The organism is Verrucosispora sp. CNZ293, assembly GCF_002754655.1.
This window is the reverse complement of sequence record NZ_PEFR01000001.1, coordinates 2,152,232-2,168,330: the sequence shown is the minus strand read 5'-3', so window position 1 is coordinate 2,168,330 and position 16,099 is coordinate 2,152,232. Positions and strand designations below refer to the sequence as shown.

Sequence of the window (16,099 nt, the reverse complement as noted above, 5' to 3'; positions counted from 1 at the left end):
TAGAACACGAGAGTGGGGGAGCCGGTTGAGTGGGCGGGCGAAACGGATTGCCGTACTGGCCGACGCCGCCATCGCGCTGATCGCGGAGAGCGGCATGCGGGGTCTCACCCACCGGGCGGTGGACGCCCGGGCCGGCATGCCGCCGGGAACCACGTCGGCGTACCTGCGCACCCGGCAGGCACTGATCGAGGCGGTGGTGCAGCGCCTCGCGGACCTGGACCGCGCCGACCTCACCGGACACGAGCTACCGAGCGGGACGCCGTCGGTCCCACCGGGGCCGTCGTTGTCACCGGAGGACCTCGACCGGCTCGCCGCCGGTATCGCCGGTGTGCTCGACCACTGGCTCTCCACCGCCCGGGCGCGCACCCTGGCCCGGTACGCCTGCCTGCTGGAGGCGGTGCACCGACCACAGCTGCGCGGGATCCTGGAACACGGCGCGGTGCTCCGGGCGCAGGCCGAGGATCTGCTCACCCGCGCCGGTGCCCCGGATCCCCGCCGCCGGGGGCACCGGTTCGTCGCCTTCGTCGACGGTCTGCTGTTCGACAGGCTCGTCGGGGCCGGTGCGCTCAGCGCACCGCCACCCGGCACCCCGGCCAGCCGCGCCGACCTCACCGACGCGGTACGTGACCTGCTGCGTGCCCTCGTCGGCCGAGCGACGACCGGGTAGGGCTCAGGCGCTGTCGCGCAGCACCAGCGTCGACGGGAAGACGGTCGTCGTCGGCGCCGCGCGTTCCTCCAGCACCATCGTCGCGGCCGTGCTGATGATCTGCCGTACCGGGTGGCTGGCCGTGGTCAGCGCCACCGTCGCGGCCAGCGGGATGTCGTCGAATCCGGTCACGGCGACATCCTCGGGCACCCGGATGCCGTCGGCCCGCAGCCGGCCGATCACCCCCAACGCGGTCGCGTCGCTGATGCCGACGATCGCGTCGGTGTCCGGCCATCGTCGCAGCACCTCCCGGGCGGCGGCGTGGCCACGGGCCGCGCTGAAGTCGCCGACCACCTCCCGAGCCGGCAGGCCGGCGTCGTGCAGCAGCCTCCGGTACGCCCGCACCGAGCGGTTCGCGCAGGCCAGCCAGCGGGGACCGGTCACCATGGCGATCCGTCGACGCCCAGCTTCGTACAGATGACGGACGATCGCCGAGGTGCCGCCACCGTTGTCGATGTCCACCGACGGCACCGTGGCCGAACCGATCCCGATCGACACGGTCCGGCCATTCAGCCGCCGGGGCACCAGATCCAGCAGGGCGGTGGTCGTGTTGAGCAGCACCAGGCCCGCCACGCCCCGGTCGTCGGTCAACCGGGTCAGGCGTTCCGGTGCGTCCAACGGCACCCACTGCACCGCGACACCCAGACCGTGCGGCGCGCAGGCCCGCGCCACCGCGGCGACCGCCTGGTCGACGTAGGGGTCGTCGAGGACGGCCGGGCCGGTGCCCGCCACCGCCACCAGCAGCCGTACCCCGGAACCGTGCACCAGGGCACGAGCCGCCGCGTTCGGCACGTAGCCGAGCAGGTTGACAGCGGTGCGTACCCGCTCGCGGGCGGTCGGTGAGGCGAAGCCGGTGCCCGCCAGTACCCGCGACGCCGTCGAGCGGGACACCCCGGCGGCCCGGGCCACGTCGTCCAGGGTGGCCGGGCGGCGCGCTGCCGTCGTCATGAACGTTCTCCCCGTTGTTCCTCGTCGCCCGCGTGGGGCTCACCAGCATCATGCCCGGTGTGGTGGCTGCTGGTAAGGACCGGAGGTGGATTGTGGTGGTAGCGCTCCCAGGTGTGTGATCGTCGTAATGCCCGAGGAGAGGACCGGTACGTACGTGGACCCCGCCGTCACCACCCCTGTCACCCCGCCGACCAGCCCCGGCCCGTCCCGGGCCGTGCTGGCCGCCCGTAACGGTGTGGCTGTCGTGTTCGCGCTCAACGGACTGGCCGTCGCCACCTGGTTCGCCCGGGTGCCGGCGATCCGCGACGGACTCGGCCTGACCCCGGGCCGCCTCGGCCTGCTCCTGCTCGCCATGTCGGCCGGGGCGATCCTGGCCATGCCCACCGCCGGCCTGGTCACCCAGCGCCTCGGCGCGGCCCGCGCGGTGGCGGCGTCCACCCTGCTCGTCGCGCTCGGGCTGACCATCGCCGGCATCTCGGCCGGCGTGGCCGGGTCGCTGCCCGGGGTGGCGGTGGGCCTGTTCGCGCTCGGCTACGGCTCCGGCAGTTGCGACGTCGCGATGAACATCGAGGGCGCGGCGGTCGAGCGGCGACTCGGCTGGACCGTGATGCCGCGTTTCCACGCCGCCTGGAGCCTCGGCTCGGTGGCCGGCGCCGGTCTCGGCGCGGGGGCCGCTCGACTGGGCGTCCCGGTTGCCGCGCATCTCGGTGTGCTGGCCGCCGTGGTGCTCGGTGGCACCCTGCTCGGGGCGCGCGCGTTCCTGCCCGCCGAGCCGGCGGCGGCGGGTACGCCGGCCGGGCGTCGCAGTCGGCTGCTGGCGGCCTGGCGGGAGCCGCGCACCCTGCTCATCGGCCTGCTGGTGCTGGCGGCGGCGTTCGCCGAGGGCAGCGCCAACGACTGGCTCGCGGTGGCCTTCATCGACGGCTACGGCTTCAGCGAGGCTGCCGGCGCGGCGGTCTTCGGCGTCTTCGTGGTGGGCATGACGCTGGGCCGTACCGCCGGCACCGTGGCCCTGGACCGCTGGGGGCGGGGGCCGGTGCTGACCACGACCATCCTGCTCGCCGTCGTCGGCGCCGGTCTGGCGGTGCTCGCCGGCTCCGGTCCGGTCGCGGTGGTCGGGGTCGCGCTGTGGGGCATCGGTGCCTCGTTGGGCTTCCCGGTGGGGATGAGCGCCGCCGCCGACGAGGAGGAGCACGCGCACGTCCGGGTCAGCGTGGTCGCGGTGATCGGTTACACCGCGTTCCTGGCCGGGCCGCCGCTGCTGGGCCTGCTCGGTGACCAGGTGGGCACGCTGAAGGCGCTGCTTGTCGTACCGCTGCTGCTGCTGCCGACCCTGCTACTGGTCCCCGCGGCCCGTCCGCCCGCGACCGGCGACCCGGGGCGGTCCGGCTCAGCGCAGCCAGACGCGTAACGGGCCGATGGTCCGGAAGCCGTGCCGCCGGGCCGGCGCTAGGTCGGCATCCTGTTCGTAGCCGACGAGGTGCCGACCCGCGCCGGCCGCGCACACTCCGGCCCACACCTGCTCCGGCGGGGCGTCGCGGGCGAAGACGTTGCTGACACCGACCACGTCACTGTCGTCGTGCAGCACCGCTCCGCCGGACCAACCGCCGTGCCCGTCGGGCAGGCCGAGGATCCGTACCCGGGGGTCGGTCAGCAGGCCGGGACGGAAGATCGAACCGCCACCGTGGGCGTGCGCCCACGCGGTCAGGTCGCCCACCGTGGTGACCGGCACCAGGGTCTCGTGACCGGCCGGACCGCCGGGTGGGCGGTGCACCCATCGCGCCTCGAACAGCACGTCGAAGCCATGCCCGGCGAGGTCCAGGTCGGCGTAGCTGTCCTTGACCGACGCACCCGGCCCGGCGTCGATCCGCCGCAGCAGGTCCGGGCCGAGGCCGGGCCGCAGGGTCACCGCGTCCGGGTGGAACGGCGGTGAGCGGCGCGGCATCGACCAGGCGTCGGCGTCCCGTACGCCGGGCTGCCCGTGCGTGGCGCAGACCAGGTCACACCAGGCGGCGTTCTCCCGGACCGCCAAGTGGATCATCGCGGCAGCATACCGTGCCGGGGACTTCCCACCCGGTTCACAGGGATCTGCCAGGTGACGGTGCTGCACTGGGAGCCACGCCGAGGAGAGGAGCCGGGCATGGGCTGGTTCAGCCGGCGGTCACGAGCCGCGCAGGGCACCCCGACGAAACTCGACCGCGAGGCCACCCCGAGGACCTCGCCGCGCTGGAGCGGTTCGCCACCAGCCGGCAGGGGGTGGAGTTCTACCTGGAGCCGGAGACGACCGCCACCGACACCACGGTGATGGCCATCGCCCACGACGGCGAGTGGATCCGGCGCCGCACCGGCACGCCGCGCGCCGCCGGGGCGCTGGCTCGCAAACACGCCATCCCGCTGTACGAGGCCGCAAAGGTCGGGTACCCGGATCGGATGCGGGCCTGGAACCGGGCCCACCCGGAGCGCCGCGTCCGCTGAGTCAGCCCGGAGCCCCGCTCAGCCGGCGATGGCTCCCCGGGCCTCGTCGAGGGTCAGCGGCGGGCTGTGGCTGGAGACGTACCAGCCGATGTCGTCGTCGAGCAGCCGCCCGACGAGCGCGAGGTCGGGTTCGTCGGTCGGCGTACGCAGGTGCGCCGGCGGTGGATACCAGCTGTCCCCGAGCAGCATGACCCCCGAATCGGGTACCACGACGATCGTGGAGTCCGGGGCGTGCCGGCCCCCCACGTGGCGCACCAGTACGCCGGTGGGCAGCTCCACCTCGTCGGTGAAGACGCGGGTGGGCGGCAGCACCCGCAGCTCGTCCCAGGAGTCGACGGCGAGCGCGCGGGCCCGGAAGCTCGGCCCGAGCCGACGGTTGCGCCGTACCTCCTCGCGCAGGTAGCGGACGCTCCACGGCCGGGTCGCCTCGGCACGCAGCAGGTCCGCACCGCTGACGTGTCCGACGATCTCCACGTCCGGCCACGCACAGGCGCCCCAGACGTGGTCCCAGTGGTGGTGGGTGTAGACCAGCCAGCGGGGTGGCGGCAGACCGGCGGGGAGCAACGCGGCCCGGATCTCGCGGGCGTGTGACGGGCTCTGCCCCGCGTCGACAAGCACGCTGCCCCGCTCGTCGGCGATCAGCGCGACCCCGGCCTGCACCGACTCCGGATCAGGGTCCCCAGCACACAGCCACACCCGCCCCGCCAGATGCACCCACTCAACCACCACCGCACCCTAGCCCCCGCCGCCCCGGCTCCACCGATCATGCAGTTCTGGCACTGGACAGGACTGGCATTCGTGGAGGAATCGCCTACCACAACTGCATGATCGCGGAGAACGGGGTCAGTGGACGGCGACGACTGCGGCGTCGGCGCCGCCGCGCCAGAGGGTGCCGACCTCGGTGAATCCGGCCTCCTTGAGGGCGGCGAGGTGCCACGAGGCCGGGGGCGTCCATTCCGGGCTGTGCCCGGACGGGTAGATGGCGTGACGTTGCCGCACCAGCGGAGCCAGCGTCGGGTCCTGCTCGGCCTGCTGCCACCACTGTGACCAGGACAGGACGGCGCCTGCGGCGTGCCGGGCCGCCCGGTGTTCCTCGGCGCGGGCGAGCAGCCGCTTGGTCAGCTCGGGCAGTTCGTCGTCGGGCATGTGGTCGGCGTTGATGAACAGCCCGCCCGGTCGGAGCACCTCGCGGATCTCCGCGTAGAGGGTGCCCAACCGGTCCGCGGGCAACCAGTGCAGCGCGGTGGCGGTGAGCACGGCGTCGTAACGCCGGTGCGGCAGGGCGGTGGTCCAGTCCGGCCGGCTCAGGTCGGCGGTGACGACTGTGGCCCGGTCGCCGAGGGATGCGGTGGCGAGGGCGAGCAGCGCCGGGTCGAGGTCGACCAGGGTGACCTCGGCGTCGGGGAACCGGTGCAGGGCACGCAGCGAGATGGTGCCGGTGCCGCCGGCCAGGTCGAGCAGCCGGGGCGGGGTTGCCTCGCGGACGGCGTCGACCGCGTCGAGCATGGCGGCGAACCGGTGCTCGCGGTCCGGCAGGTACGCCTCCTGCTGGCGGTCCCAACTTTCCTGCCAGGCTGCGGCGGTGCTGATGTAAGGACTCATGTGGAGCACGCTAGTTACTCTTCGGCTCGCGTGTCCAGCCTTGTTGCCAATCTTTTGCAACTACGCGAGAATTGCGGAGCGATGATCGGATCGGGTCGGGCCGGACAGCTGGTCCGACCCGGTCGCGCGCACCGGTACGCGCCCGTTCGCCGATGGCGACCTGCGCCACCGCCCGCCGCCCGGCGGTGCCATGATGTCCGTGGCGAGGGCGAGGCGCGCCCGGCCGGAACGGACGGGAAGCAGGGTGGACCCGCAGCGCACCGCAGCGCACGAGATGTTCGACGCCGACGTGGCCTCCAACCGGCTCGGCATCGAGCTGGTGAGCGCCGCCAACGGCAGTGCGGTGGCCCGGATGCGGATCACCGAGGGCATGGTCAACGGTCACCGCATCGCGCACGGCGGCTTCGTGTTCCTGCTTGCCGACACCGCCTTCGCCCTGGCCTGCAACAGCCACGGTCCGGCCACCGTCGCCGCCGGCGCCGACATCACCTTCGTCCGCCCGGCCCGGCAGGGAGACGTGCTGACCGCGCGGGCCAGCGAACGCACCCGGTACGGCCGCAGCGGCATCTACGACGTCACGGTGAGTCGGGAGGGCGGGGAGGTGGTCGCGGAGTTCCGTGGCCAGAGCCGGACACTGCGTCCGGTGTCCGCCCCGGACCGCGAACCGGGACCGGGGGAGCGGGACCGCGCGCCAGCGGGCGGCCCGGGGCGCTGACCCGGAACCGGGCACCGCTGATCCAGTCGTCCCACCTCGACGGCCGGTGCCCCCGGCGGCCTCGACCGATCCGGTCGCCCGGGACGGATCCCGTGCGCGTCGATCCGTGGTCGGCGCGGGCATCGGGCACCATGTCCCGATGGGACACGTCGTGCTCTTCCACTCGGTGTACGGACTGCGGCCGGCGGTGCTGGCGGCCGCCGACCGGCTGCGCGGCGCCGGCCACCGGGTGCACGCGCCCGACCTGTACGGCGTGCCCGCCGTCGACTCCGTGACCGACGGCTTCGCCCTGCTGCACCAGATCGGCCAGCAGACCGTTCTCGACCGGGCCCGCGCGGCGCTCGACGGGCTGCCGCCGGACACCGTGCTCGCCGGGTTCTCGATGGGCGCCGGGGTGGCCGGCGCGATGCTGGCCGAGCGGCCCGACACCGCAGGTCTGCTGCTGTTGCACGGCACCGGAGGGTCGCCCGCCGCGGTGCGTCGCGGCCTCCGGGTACAACTGCACCTGGCCGATCCGGATGCCTACGACCCGCCCGACGAGGTCGACAGGTGGCAGCGGGAGATGACAGCGGCCGGAGCGGACCTCGTGGTGCACAGTTATCCCGGGGCGGGGCACCTCTTCACCGACCCGACAGTCGCCGACCACGACCCGGTTGCCGCCGGGCTGACCTGGGACCGGGTGCTGGACTTCCTGAGCCACAGGTGAGCCGACCGGCGGTCGGGGGGCTGCGACGCAGACCCGCCGTGCCGGGGCCGCCCGGCGCGGGTGCGTCCCGGTGGTCGAGGGGACGCGGTCGATGCGCCGGCTGAAGACGGCGCGTACCGCCCGGGGCAGCCGGGCGTCGGCGACCTGCCGGACCACCGGATCGGCGATGTCGTAACCACCGCCGGGTAGAACCACGAGCAGGCCGTCACGGGTCAGGGTGGCCAGCTCGGCCGCGGCTCGGTGCTGCGGCCAGTCGAGGATGTCGGCCAGCTCCGACAGGGTGCGGCCGGGCGCGAGCGCCGCAGCCATCAGGACCGCGCGCGCACCGCCGTCGAGCCGGTCCAGCCGGGCCTCGACGATCCGCCGGACACACTCCGGTACCGACAGCTGGCCGCGGTCGCTGCCGGTGAGCGCCCGTACGTAGGCCACCGCCCGTCCGGGGTTGCCACCGGTCAGGGGGATCAGCCGGGCCGCCAACCCGGTGGGCTGACCAGCCCGCCGCAGCAGCCGGCGCAGCAGCCGACCGGTGGTGATGGTGTCGAGCGGCGACAGGCGGAGCCGGGCCACCTGTCGACCGGGAGTGTCCAGCTCCTGGGCGCCGGTCCCGACCAGCACCAGCGGCAGGCCACGCTCGTCGGCCAGGTCGACGAGCGTAGCCAGGTGACGGCGCAGGGCAGGCGCGGCACGGTCGAGGTCGTCGACGGCGACCACCACCGGTTGCCGCCGGGCGAGGCTGAGCAGCACCTCGCGCCAGTAGGCCACCGCTCGGAACGGTAGCGGGTCGGCGGCCACCCCGAGCAGCGCGTCCACAGTGTTCAGCGCGGGCGTCAGCAGCTCGACGGGCACCAGACCGGTAAGTGCGGCGGCGAGCCGGCGGCGTACCGTCTCGGGGTCGTCGTCGGCGCGGGCTTGGGCCAGGGCGCGCACCAGGTCACCGGCAGGCTCCAGCGGGCCCTCCGGATAGGGCGGGCAGGCCGCGCGGCACCAGCGCACCGGTACCCCGTCCAGCGTCCGGGTGGTCCGGACCAGTTCCTCGAGCAGTCGGCTGCGCCCGCTGCCGGGCGACCCGAGGAGCAGCACCCGCCGCCCGCCGCGCCCGCGTACCGCCTCGGCGAGGTGTTCCCGGGCAACCGCCAGTTCCCGTCGGCGACCGAGCAGCGGACCGTCGTGCCGCCGTGGCCGGGGCCGCTCGGTGCCGGTGGCGTGCCAGACGTCGACCGGCAGCGCCTTGCCGATGACCGCCACCGCCGGGACCGCGCGCTGCGCGATGAGCCCCACGACGGCCCGGTGCGTGGCCGGACAGAGCGCCACCCCGCCGGGCGGGGCGTGCTCCTGAAGCCGGGCGGCCAGGGTGATGACCGCACCGCTGGCGATGCCGTGCCCACCGTCGTGGCTGGCCGCGAGGTCGACCACGGCCTCGCCGGTGGCCACGCCGACCCGGACCCGCAGCCCCGGCGCCGGGACCAGGGGACAGCGCTCCAGCGCCCGCTGGATCTCCAGCCCGGCCCGCACCGCCCGGTACGCGTCCCACCCGTCCGCCCGGCGTGCGCCGAACAGAGCCATCACGGCGTCGCCGACGTACTTCTCCACCGCGCCGTTCCACCGTCGCAGTACCCGGGCGACGGCGCCGAAGTAGGCCCGTTGCAGGGCGCGCACGTCCTCCGGGTCGAGTCGGTCGACCAACCGGGTCGACCCGACGATGTCGACGAAGAGGACCGTGACTGTCCGTCGTTCCTCCGGCACCGGCCAGCGCAACCGCCTGACAGCTACCGGACCAGCGACAACAGAACTGGGCATGGAGATCGCACCTGCCTCTCCCCCCGTGCGTGCCGACGATGTCCGGAGCCTGTCACCGCTGGTCCGACGGCGGATCTGCAGAACGACGTATGTCGGCCGGACGCAACCTTTGGTCGCAATGTCGACGCGATGAGGGGGACAGACGCGAGGCGCATGTAGAACGGGGACGGAACCTGTGACTAGGCTGCGAGCCATGGCCAGCGACGTGGACACCACACCGCTCGTGGGTCGGGACCCCCTGGTGGCGACGGTACGCTCCGCGCTGCTCGACGATGTGACGCCGGGACAGACGGCGGCGGTGTTCCTGACCGGCGAGAGTGGCGTGGGCAAGACCCGGCTGCTGCGCGAGGTCGGCGACCGGCTGGGTCACGCGGGTGCTCTGGTGCTGACCGGGTCCTGTCTGGACATCGGCGACGCCTCACCGCTGCACCCGCTGCGACAGGCGCTGCGCCGCCTCGACGCCGATCTCGCCCCGTCCGCCACGGCCTCCGTCCGCGCGCTGCTCGGCGTCTTCGCCGAGGAGCGGGCCGGCTCGGACGGCGCGGGCGCGTTGCTGGAACGGGTCTCCCGAGGGCTGAACGTGATCGCCGGCGGCCGACCGCTGGTGCTGGTGCTGGACGACCTGCAGTGGGTCGACCGGACGACCCGCCAACTCCTGCTCTACCTGCTCGCCGGCCTCGGTGACCTGCAACTGTCGGTGCTGGCGGCGGTGCGGTCGGAGTCGCTGCAGGGGGCGCATCCGTTGCGTCGGGTGCTCACCGAGCTGCGCCGGCTGCGCTCGGTGCGGGTGCTTGATCTGGCCCCGCTGGATCGGGCCGGCACCGAGGAGTTGGCCGCCGCGGTGATGCGTCGGCCGCTGACCGCCGAGGCAGCGGAGCAGCTGTGGCAGCGCAGCGGCGGCAACCCGTTCGTGGTCGAGGAACTCTCCCGGGAGCTGCGCGACGGTCGCGACGGGCTTTCCGACACCCTCCGCGAGGTCTTCCTGGCCCGGGTGGACGCGCTGCCCCGACCGGCCCACCGGGCCGTGCACGCGGTCGCCGCCGGAGTCGAACCGGTGGAACACTGGCTGCTCGCCCAGGTGGTCGGGCTGCCGGAGCCGGATCTGCTCGACGCGGTCCGGGCGGCGGTGGCCCACCGGTTGCTTGTCGGCTCCGACGACGGGTACCGGCTGCGCCACCGGCTCGTCGCCGAGGTGCTGGAGGATGAGCTGCTGCCCGCCGAGCGGGCGGTGCTGCACCGTCGCTACGCGGAGGCGCTGACCACGGCGCCGGCCGAGCTGCACCAGGCCCGGTTGGCGCATCACTGGCGGCTGGCCGGTGAGCCGGAGCGGGCGCTGCCAGCCGCGGTGGCCGCCGCCGAGGAGGCGGAGCGACTGTACGGCTACGCCGAGGCGCACCGGCACTGGTCGGTGGCGGTGCAGTCGGCCGAAGGGCTGCCGGGGGTCGACCGAGCCGCCCTGCTGGGGCGGGCGGCCGAGGCGGCCCACCACTGTGGTGAGTACGCCCGCGCGTTAACCCTGCTGGAGGAGCTGGCCGGCGCCGACACCGACATTCCGGCCTGCGAGCTGCACATCCGGCGGGCCCGCTACCTGGCCGCCGCCGGTCGTACCGCGCTGGCCGAGGCGGAGTACGAGCAGGCCCTCGCCGTCGCCGACTGCACGCCCGGGCAGCGGGCCACCGCCGCCGCCCGGCGGGCGGAGCTGCTGCTGCAACTCGGCCGGTACGCCGAGGCGGGCCAGCGGGCGCGGGAGGCGCTGGCACTGGCCGAACAGGTGGACGGGGCCACCACCGAGGTGGTGCTGGCCAGCGCCGCGCTCGGCTTCTCCGAGGCGTACCGTCAGGATCCGGAGGCGGGCCTGGCGGTGCTGCGGCGGGCGCTGGCCACCGCGGAGCGGGCCGGTCGTCCGGAGGACGTGGCCCTGGCCTACCTGCACCTGGCCGAGCTGCTGACCGGGCCGCTGAACATCCTCGAGGAGGGGGTGGTGGTCGCCCGCCGGGGCGCCGAGCGGGTAGCCGAGCTGGGGTTGGGTCGGTCCTACGAGACCCGGTTGCTGGCCATCGCCACGAATGGACTGTTCCGGGTGGGGCAGTGGGCCGAGGCGGAGAAGGTGATCGCCTCGGCACTGCGGCACCGTCCCTCCGGCGCGGACGCCGTCGAGCTGCTGCTGGCCCGCTGTCGCCTCTCGGTCGGCTACGGCGACGTCGAGGCGGCCGACCGGGATCTGGACGCGGTGGCGACCATCCTGGCCGGCGGCGGCGCCCGGCACGTCATCCCCTTGCTCACCCTGCGGGCCGGGCTGGCCATGTGGCAGGGGCGGCACGACGTGGCCCGGCACGCCGTGCAGCGAGGGCTGACCGAGACCCGTTCGGACGACCTGGTCATCCTCGCGGTGCTGGTCTGGCACGGGCTGCGCGCCGAGGCGGAGGCGCACGCCAGCCGTACCGTCGCCGTCGACGACAACGCGGTGCGCCGGCTGCGGGGCATCGCCGACCGGGTGGCGGCCCGCAGCGAGCGGGCGGCCCGACCGGTGCGCTACGTGATCGACGGGTACCTGGCGTTGTGCGCCGCCGAGGTGAGCCGGCTCGACGGGGCGGATCCGGAGCTGTGGGCGCGGGCGGCGGCGGAGTGGGATCACCGTAACCACCCGTACCCGGCGGCGTACTCGCGGCTGCGTCAGGCCGAGGCGCTGCTGGCCAGCCGGCGCAAGGCGGCCACCGCCGGGAAGCTGCTGCGGCAGGCGTACCAGATGGCGCAGTCGCTGGGCGCGGTGCCGTTGACCGACGAGATCCGTACGCTCGCCGGGCGGGCCCGGGTCGCGTTGGAGGAACGCGGCGCGGTCGGCACGGCCACGCCGGACGAGTCGGGCGGTGCGGAACTCGCCGCCCTCACCGCCCGGGAGCGTGAGGTGCTGGCCGCGGTGGCCGAGGGGCTGACCAACAAGGAGATCGGCCAACGGCTGTTCATCAGCGAACGGACCATCGGCGTCCATGTCTCGCACATCTTCGACAAGCTCCAGGTACGTACCCGGGTCCAGGCGAGCGCCATCTTCCTGCGTAGTCGGGCGTAGGTTTCGGATACGTCGTTCTACTGATGTCCGCGCAGCGGACGCCTGAAAGGCTGGGCCCCGACGTCGCAACGGGCACGACGACGTCGGTGAGCAGCCTGGAGGGGACATGAGCGAGCGCAGCGAGCGGATCATCAGGTTCAGCGCTGTGGTGCGCCATGGCGGCACGCGGCGCAGTGGGGTGCCGGCATGAGTGAGCGTCAGCGAGCGAATCGTCAACTCAGTGTGGCGGTGCCTCATGGCGGCACGCAGCGAAGCGGAGTGCCGGCATGAGTGGGTGTGGTGAGCCGGTGTGGGGGCCGGTGCACCGGGACATCGTCGACCTGCTGGCTGATCACCCGACCGACGTGCCAGCTGTCGTCGACCATCTGACGAAGCTCCAGGACATGCTGGTCCGGCTGCCTCCGCTGCTGGACAGCTGCCCGCTCGCCGACTTCAACAAGTTGTACCTGACGATCACGACAAGCGTCCTGGACGGGCTGTACGCCGACCGGTTCGTCGACCCGGTCTTCCTGTCCCGGTTGGACGTCGAGTTCGCGGCCCGGTACTTCGACGCGTTGCGGATGTGGAGCGACGCCAGCCCGAGCACTCCCCGAGCCTGGGCGTGCCTGTTCGAGCGGATGCGCGGGCCGGACGCTCGGCCGCTGCCCTCGGCGGCGGCCGGCGTCAACGCGCACATCAATTTCGACCTGCCGTTCGCGTTGGTCACCACGTTCGACCACCTGGAATCCGAGCCGGTCGACGGCAGCGACCAGCACCGCGACTACCTGGAGATCAACAAGATCTTCGCCGACAAGATCCCCGGCCTGCGTCGGGGCTACCTCGAACAGTGGCAACTGCTCATCGACATGCTCAACGGCGAGATCGACGACTGGTACCAGGGCGAGCTGATCCACTACACGCGCGATGTCGCCTGGCGCAACGCGCAGCGGGTCTGGCGGTGCCGACACGACCCGCACCAGCATGAGCGCGAGCGCAGGCGGCTCGACGACACGGCCGCCGCGCTCGGTCGGCTGCTGCTGTCGCCCCTCGGGGCGTTCCTGCAGTAGCCGGACGGGGGGTCCCCGCGCCCCGCCCGCGGGCGGGGCGCGGGGGCATCCGATCCGACCGGACGGCACCCGTCCGGCGTCGACCACGGGGGACACGGGGGACCATGGGGGAGCGCGGGGGGACCACGGGGAAGCAGGGGCCGGCCGGCCCGGGGGGTGTCGGCCGGCCCCTGTGGGGTACGCCGCGACCATGACCGCTGTGTCCCGGCGTCGTCCGGCCACCCGGCCGCGACCGCGCCCCGCCGCCCCACCCCGCCCCGCGCGCCCGGGAGACCGCGCCGGTCGGGGAGCCCGGGGATGACAGTCCAGGTTTTCGAGTTCCGCTTCGAGGCGCGGTTCCGCCGGCCACTGGCGTTGATCGGCGTCCGGCCCGCCAGCGCCTGGGTACGGGTCGACTCTGCCCAACTGCTGGTCCGGTTCGGGCCGTGGCGGCTACATACCGGGCGGGACAACATCGCGGGTGTGGAGATCGCCGGTCCGTACCGCTGGTGGCGGGCGATCGGACCGCACCTGTCCGGCGCGGACACCGGCGTCACCTTCGGCACCAACACGGCCGCCGGGCTCTGCGTCCGGTTCGTCCGACCGGTGCCCGCCCTGCTTCCCGGCGGTTGGCCGCGTCATCCCGGGATGACGGTCACCGTGGCCGATCCCGCCGGCCTGGCCCGGGTGCTGGTCGGGTCGGACGGCGGCTGACCGGAGCGACCGGCTGACCGTGGCCCGGGGGCGGGCGACGATCACGGTCGGGCGCTGACCGTCGTGCTGCGGTGAGGCCGACCGAACCACCACCTACGGTCCGTTCGACATCGGTGAGGCGGGGGCATGGGGGACGGGACGAGAGCGCGCCGAGGCCGGGAACGCCGCCGCCCGGCAAGCGGAGCACCGGAGCCGGCGCTGCGGGCCGCCCGGGATCCCACGGGCAAGGGGGAACGGGCGGGACGTGTGGTTTCGGTGCCCGAGCGCGTCGCCGTACCGACCGGTCCGGTGGCGCCGGAGAGCCGGCTGCGCCGGTGGTTGTTCGTGCACCGGGTGCAGCCGGTCGGACCGGAGACCGCCGAGGGACAGACCCGGTCGCACGCCTGGTGGCGGGTGATGTGCCTGACCGGCGTCGACTACTTCTCCACCCTGTCCTACCTGCCCGGCATCGCTGCCCTGGCCGCCGGTGCGTTGTCCCCGGTGGCGACCTTGTTGATCGTGGCACTGACGCTGTTCGGGATGCTGCCGATGTACCGCCGGGTGGCCCGGGACAGCCCACACGGCCAGGGCTCGGTGGCGATGCTGGAGCGCCTGCTGCCGTTCTGGCGCGGCAAGGTGTTCGTGCTGGTGCTGCTCGGTTTCGTCGCCACGTCGTGGATCGTCACGATCACCCTCTCCTCGGCCGACGCCACCGTGCACGTGCTGGAGAATCCGTACCTGCCGGAGTCCTTCGGCGGCACCGGCGTCGCGGTCGGGGTCACAGTCGTCCTGCTGCTGATCCTCGGCGCGGTCTTCCTGCTTGGCTTCCGGGAGGCCGTGGCGGTGGCCGTCCCGTTGGTGGCCGCGTTTCTCGGGCTGAACGCGGTGATCGTGGCGGTGTCGCTCGTCGAACTGGCGGGTGATCCCCGTCCGTTGACGGACTGGACGGCGGCGCTCACCGCTGGCGGCGGGCCTGGCCAGATCGCGCTGACCGCGGCGCTGGCGTTTCCGCTGCTGGTGCTGGGACTGTCCGGTTTCGAGACGGGTGTCAGCATGATGCCGCTGGTCGCGGGGGAGGGGCCCGACGCGCCCGCCCGGTTGGCCGCTCGGATCCGCAACACCCGGCGACTGCTCACCACGGCTGCGCTGATCATGTCGGTCTACCTGCTCTCGACCACCTTCGTCACCGCGGTGCTCATCCCGCCCGAGGCGTTCGCCCCGGGCGGTGCCGCCAACGGGCGAGCCCTGGCGTATCTCGCGCACGAGCAGGTCGGTGAGGCGTTCGGTACCGCCTACGACGTGAGCAGCGTGTTGATTCTCTGGTTCGCCGGTGCGTCGGCGATGGCCGGTCTGATCAACATTGTGCCGCGCTACCTGCCCTCGTACGGGATGGCGCCGGAGTGGGCGCGCGCGGTGCGCCCGGTGGTGATCGTCTACACGCTTGTCTGCATCGGGCTGACAGTCGTGTTCCGCGCCGACGTCGACGCGCAGGCCGGTGCGTACGCCACCGGGATCCTGGCGATGATGGTCTCGGCGGCGGTCGCGGTGGCCATCGCCGCCGCCGGCCGCCGGCAGCGCGGGGTCGCCGCCGGCTTCACGGTGCTCACCCTGGTGCTGCTGTACGCGCTTGTCGAGAACGTGATCGCGAAACCCGACGGGATCGCCATCTCCGGGCTGTTCATCCTCGGCATCATCGCCGTGTCGCTGGTCTCCCGGGTGACCCGGACCACCGAACTGCGGGCGGAGCGGGTGGAGTTCGACCAGACCGCGCGTCGGTTCATCGCCGACTCGGTGGCGCACGACGGTCGACTGCACGTGATCGCCAACAAGCGGCACAGCGGAGCGGTCAAGGAGTACACCATCAAGGAGCGCGCGCAGCGCGGCCTGAACCCGGTTCCCGGGGCGACCGACGTGCTCTTCCTGGAGATCGACGTGGTGGACCCCTCCGGGTTCCGCCACGTGCTGCGGGTGTGCGGCGTCGAGGTGGGCGGCTACCGGGTGCTGCGGGCCAGCAGCCCGGCGGCGCCCAACGCGATAGCGGCGATCCTGCTGGCCCTGCGGGACGCCACAGGCGTGCGCCCGCACGCGCACTTCGAGTGGTCGGAGGGGAACCCGATCGCCCACCTGCTGCGCTATCTCATCCTCGGTCGGGGGGACACGCCGCCGGTGGTGCGGGAGATCTTGCGCAAGTCAGAACCTGATCCCGCGCGCCGCCCCGGCATCCACGTCGGGGGTTGAGCACGGCGACTGTCGTCCGGTCACGCCGCCTCCGGGCGGATGTGAAGCCGAATGGCTTACTCATTCACTTATGCCTGATTTGTGTCATGTGTCGCCGTACGGTGGCCTCTGGTGGCTGAGGCGAGGT

The 16,099-nt window shown here is 73.6% G+C and carries 11 protein-coding genes and 3 pseudogenes; 9 read left to right on the top strand and 5 right to left on the bottom strand.

Annotated elements, in window-relative coordinates; translation table 11 throughout:
- Nucleotides 1-25 precede the first annotated feature (25 nt).
- Nucleotides 26-667: a TetR/AcrR family transcriptional regulator gene (locus tag CLT74_RS09930; protein ID WP_486582199.1), complete on the top strand. Its 642-nt coding sequence runs from the start codon at nt 26-28 to the stop codon at nt 665-667.
- A 3-nt stretch (nt 668-670) separates the two neighbouring features.
- Here CLT74_RS09930 and CLT74_RS09925 read toward each other — a convergent pair whose 3' ends face one another.
- Nucleotides 671-1,654, bottom strand: a complete 984-nt coding sequence (locus CLT74_RS09925; protein ID WP_099846284.1) for a LacI family DNA-binding transcriptional regulator — start codon at nt 1,652-1,654, stop codon at nt 671-673.
- Between the two features lie 127 nt (nt 1,655-1,781).
- On the opposite strand from CLT74_RS09925, the gene CLT74_RS09920 reads away from it, so the two are divergent.
- Complete coding sequence (locus CLT74_RS09920; protein WP_099846283.1) at nt 1,782-3,065, top strand: MFS transporter; 1,284 nt, start codon at nt 1,782-1,784, stop codon at nt 3,063-3,065.
- Here the strand turns inward: CLT74_RS09920 and CLT74_RS09915 are convergent.
- The gene (locus tag CLT74_RS09915; RefSeq protein ID WP_099846282.1) at nt 3,045-3,695 is read right to left on the bottom strand and encodes a hypothetical protein; all 651 of its coding nucleotides are present in this window, start codon (nt 3,693-3,695) and stop codon (nt 3,045-3,047) included. The genes CLT74_RS09920 and CLT74_RS09915 overlap by 21 nt on opposite strands.
- A 99-nt stretch (nt 3,696-3,794) precedes the next feature.
- Here CLT74_RS09915 and CLT74_RS09910 point away from each other — a divergent pair.
- Nucleotides 3,795-4,129 (top strand): annotated as a pseudogene (locus CLT74_RS09910) (hypothetical protein).
- 18 nt (nt 4,130-4,147) lie between these two features.
- Here CLT74_RS09910 and CLT74_RS09905 read toward each other — a convergent pair.
- Both CLT74_RS09905 and CLT74_RS09900 read right to left on the bottom strand, forming a co-directional pair.
- Nucleotides 4,148-4,855 (bottom strand): MBL fold metallo-hydrolase, encoded by a 708-nt coding sequence (locus CLT74_RS09905; RefSeq protein ID WP_486582198.1) that lies wholly within the window; start codon nt 4,853-4,855, stop codon nt 4,148-4,150.
- A 117-nt stretch (nt 4,856-4,972) separates the two neighbouring features.
- Nucleotides 4,973-5,731 (bottom strand): class I SAM-dependent methyltransferase, encoded by a 759-nt coding sequence (locus CLT74_RS09900; protein ID WP_099846280.1) that lies wholly within the window; start codon nt 5,729-5,731, stop codon nt 4,973-4,975.
- Nucleotides 5,732-5,924: 193 nt separating this feature from the next.
- Between CLT74_RS09900 and paaI the strand changes: the two are divergent.
- A pseudogene (gene paaI / locus CLT74_RS09895) lies at nt 5,925-6,368 on the top strand (hydroxyphenylacetyl-CoA thioesterase PaaI); the annotation flags it as partial.
- A 217-nt stretch (nt 6,369-6,585) separates the two neighbouring features.
- Entirely contained in the window at nt 6,586-7,152 is a 567-nt protein-coding gene (locus CLT74_RS30765; protein ID WP_199172352.1) for a dienelactone hydrolase family protein, read from the top strand.
- A 612-nt stretch (nt 7,153-7,764) separates the two neighbouring features.
- Here CLT74_RS30765 and CLT74_RS31235 read toward each other — a convergent pair.
- Nucleotides 7,765-8,949, bottom strand: a pseudogene (locus CLT74_RS31235) (adenylate/guanylate cyclase domain-containing protein); the annotation flags it as partial.
- A 193-nt stretch (nt 8,950-9,142) separates the two neighbouring features.
- On the opposite strand from CLT74_RS31235, the gene CLT74_RS09885 reads away from it, so the two are divergent.
- The 4 genes from CLT74_RS09885 (at nt 9,143) to CLT74_RS09870 (ending at nt 15,972) form a co-directional block, all read left to right on the top strand.
- Nucleotides 9,143-12,016: a LuxR family transcriptional regulator gene (locus tag CLT74_RS09885; protein ID WP_099846277.1), complete on the top strand. Its 2,874-nt coding sequence runs from the start codon at nt 9,143-9,145 to the stop codon at nt 12,014-12,016.
- 266 nt (nt 12,017-12,282) lie between these two features.
- Entirely contained in the window at nt 12,283-13,062 is a 780-nt protein-coding gene (locus tag CLT74_RS09880; protein WP_099846276.1) for a DUF5995 family protein, read from the top strand.
- Between the two features lie 297 nt (nt 13,063-13,359).
- The gene (locus CLT74_RS09875) at nt 13,360-13,755 is read left to right on the top strand and encodes a hypothetical protein (protein ID WP_099846275.1); all 396 of its coding nucleotides are present in this window, start codon (nt 13,360-13,362) and stop codon (nt 13,753-13,755) included.
- Nucleotides 13,756-13,881: 126 nt separating this feature from the next.
- A complete protein-coding gene (locus CLT74_RS09870) occupies nt 13,882-15,972 on the top strand; it encodes an amino acid transporter (protein ID WP_099846274.1) in 2,091 nt (696 codons plus the stop codon).
- The last annotated feature ends 127 nt before the right edge of the window (nt 15,973-16,099 follow it).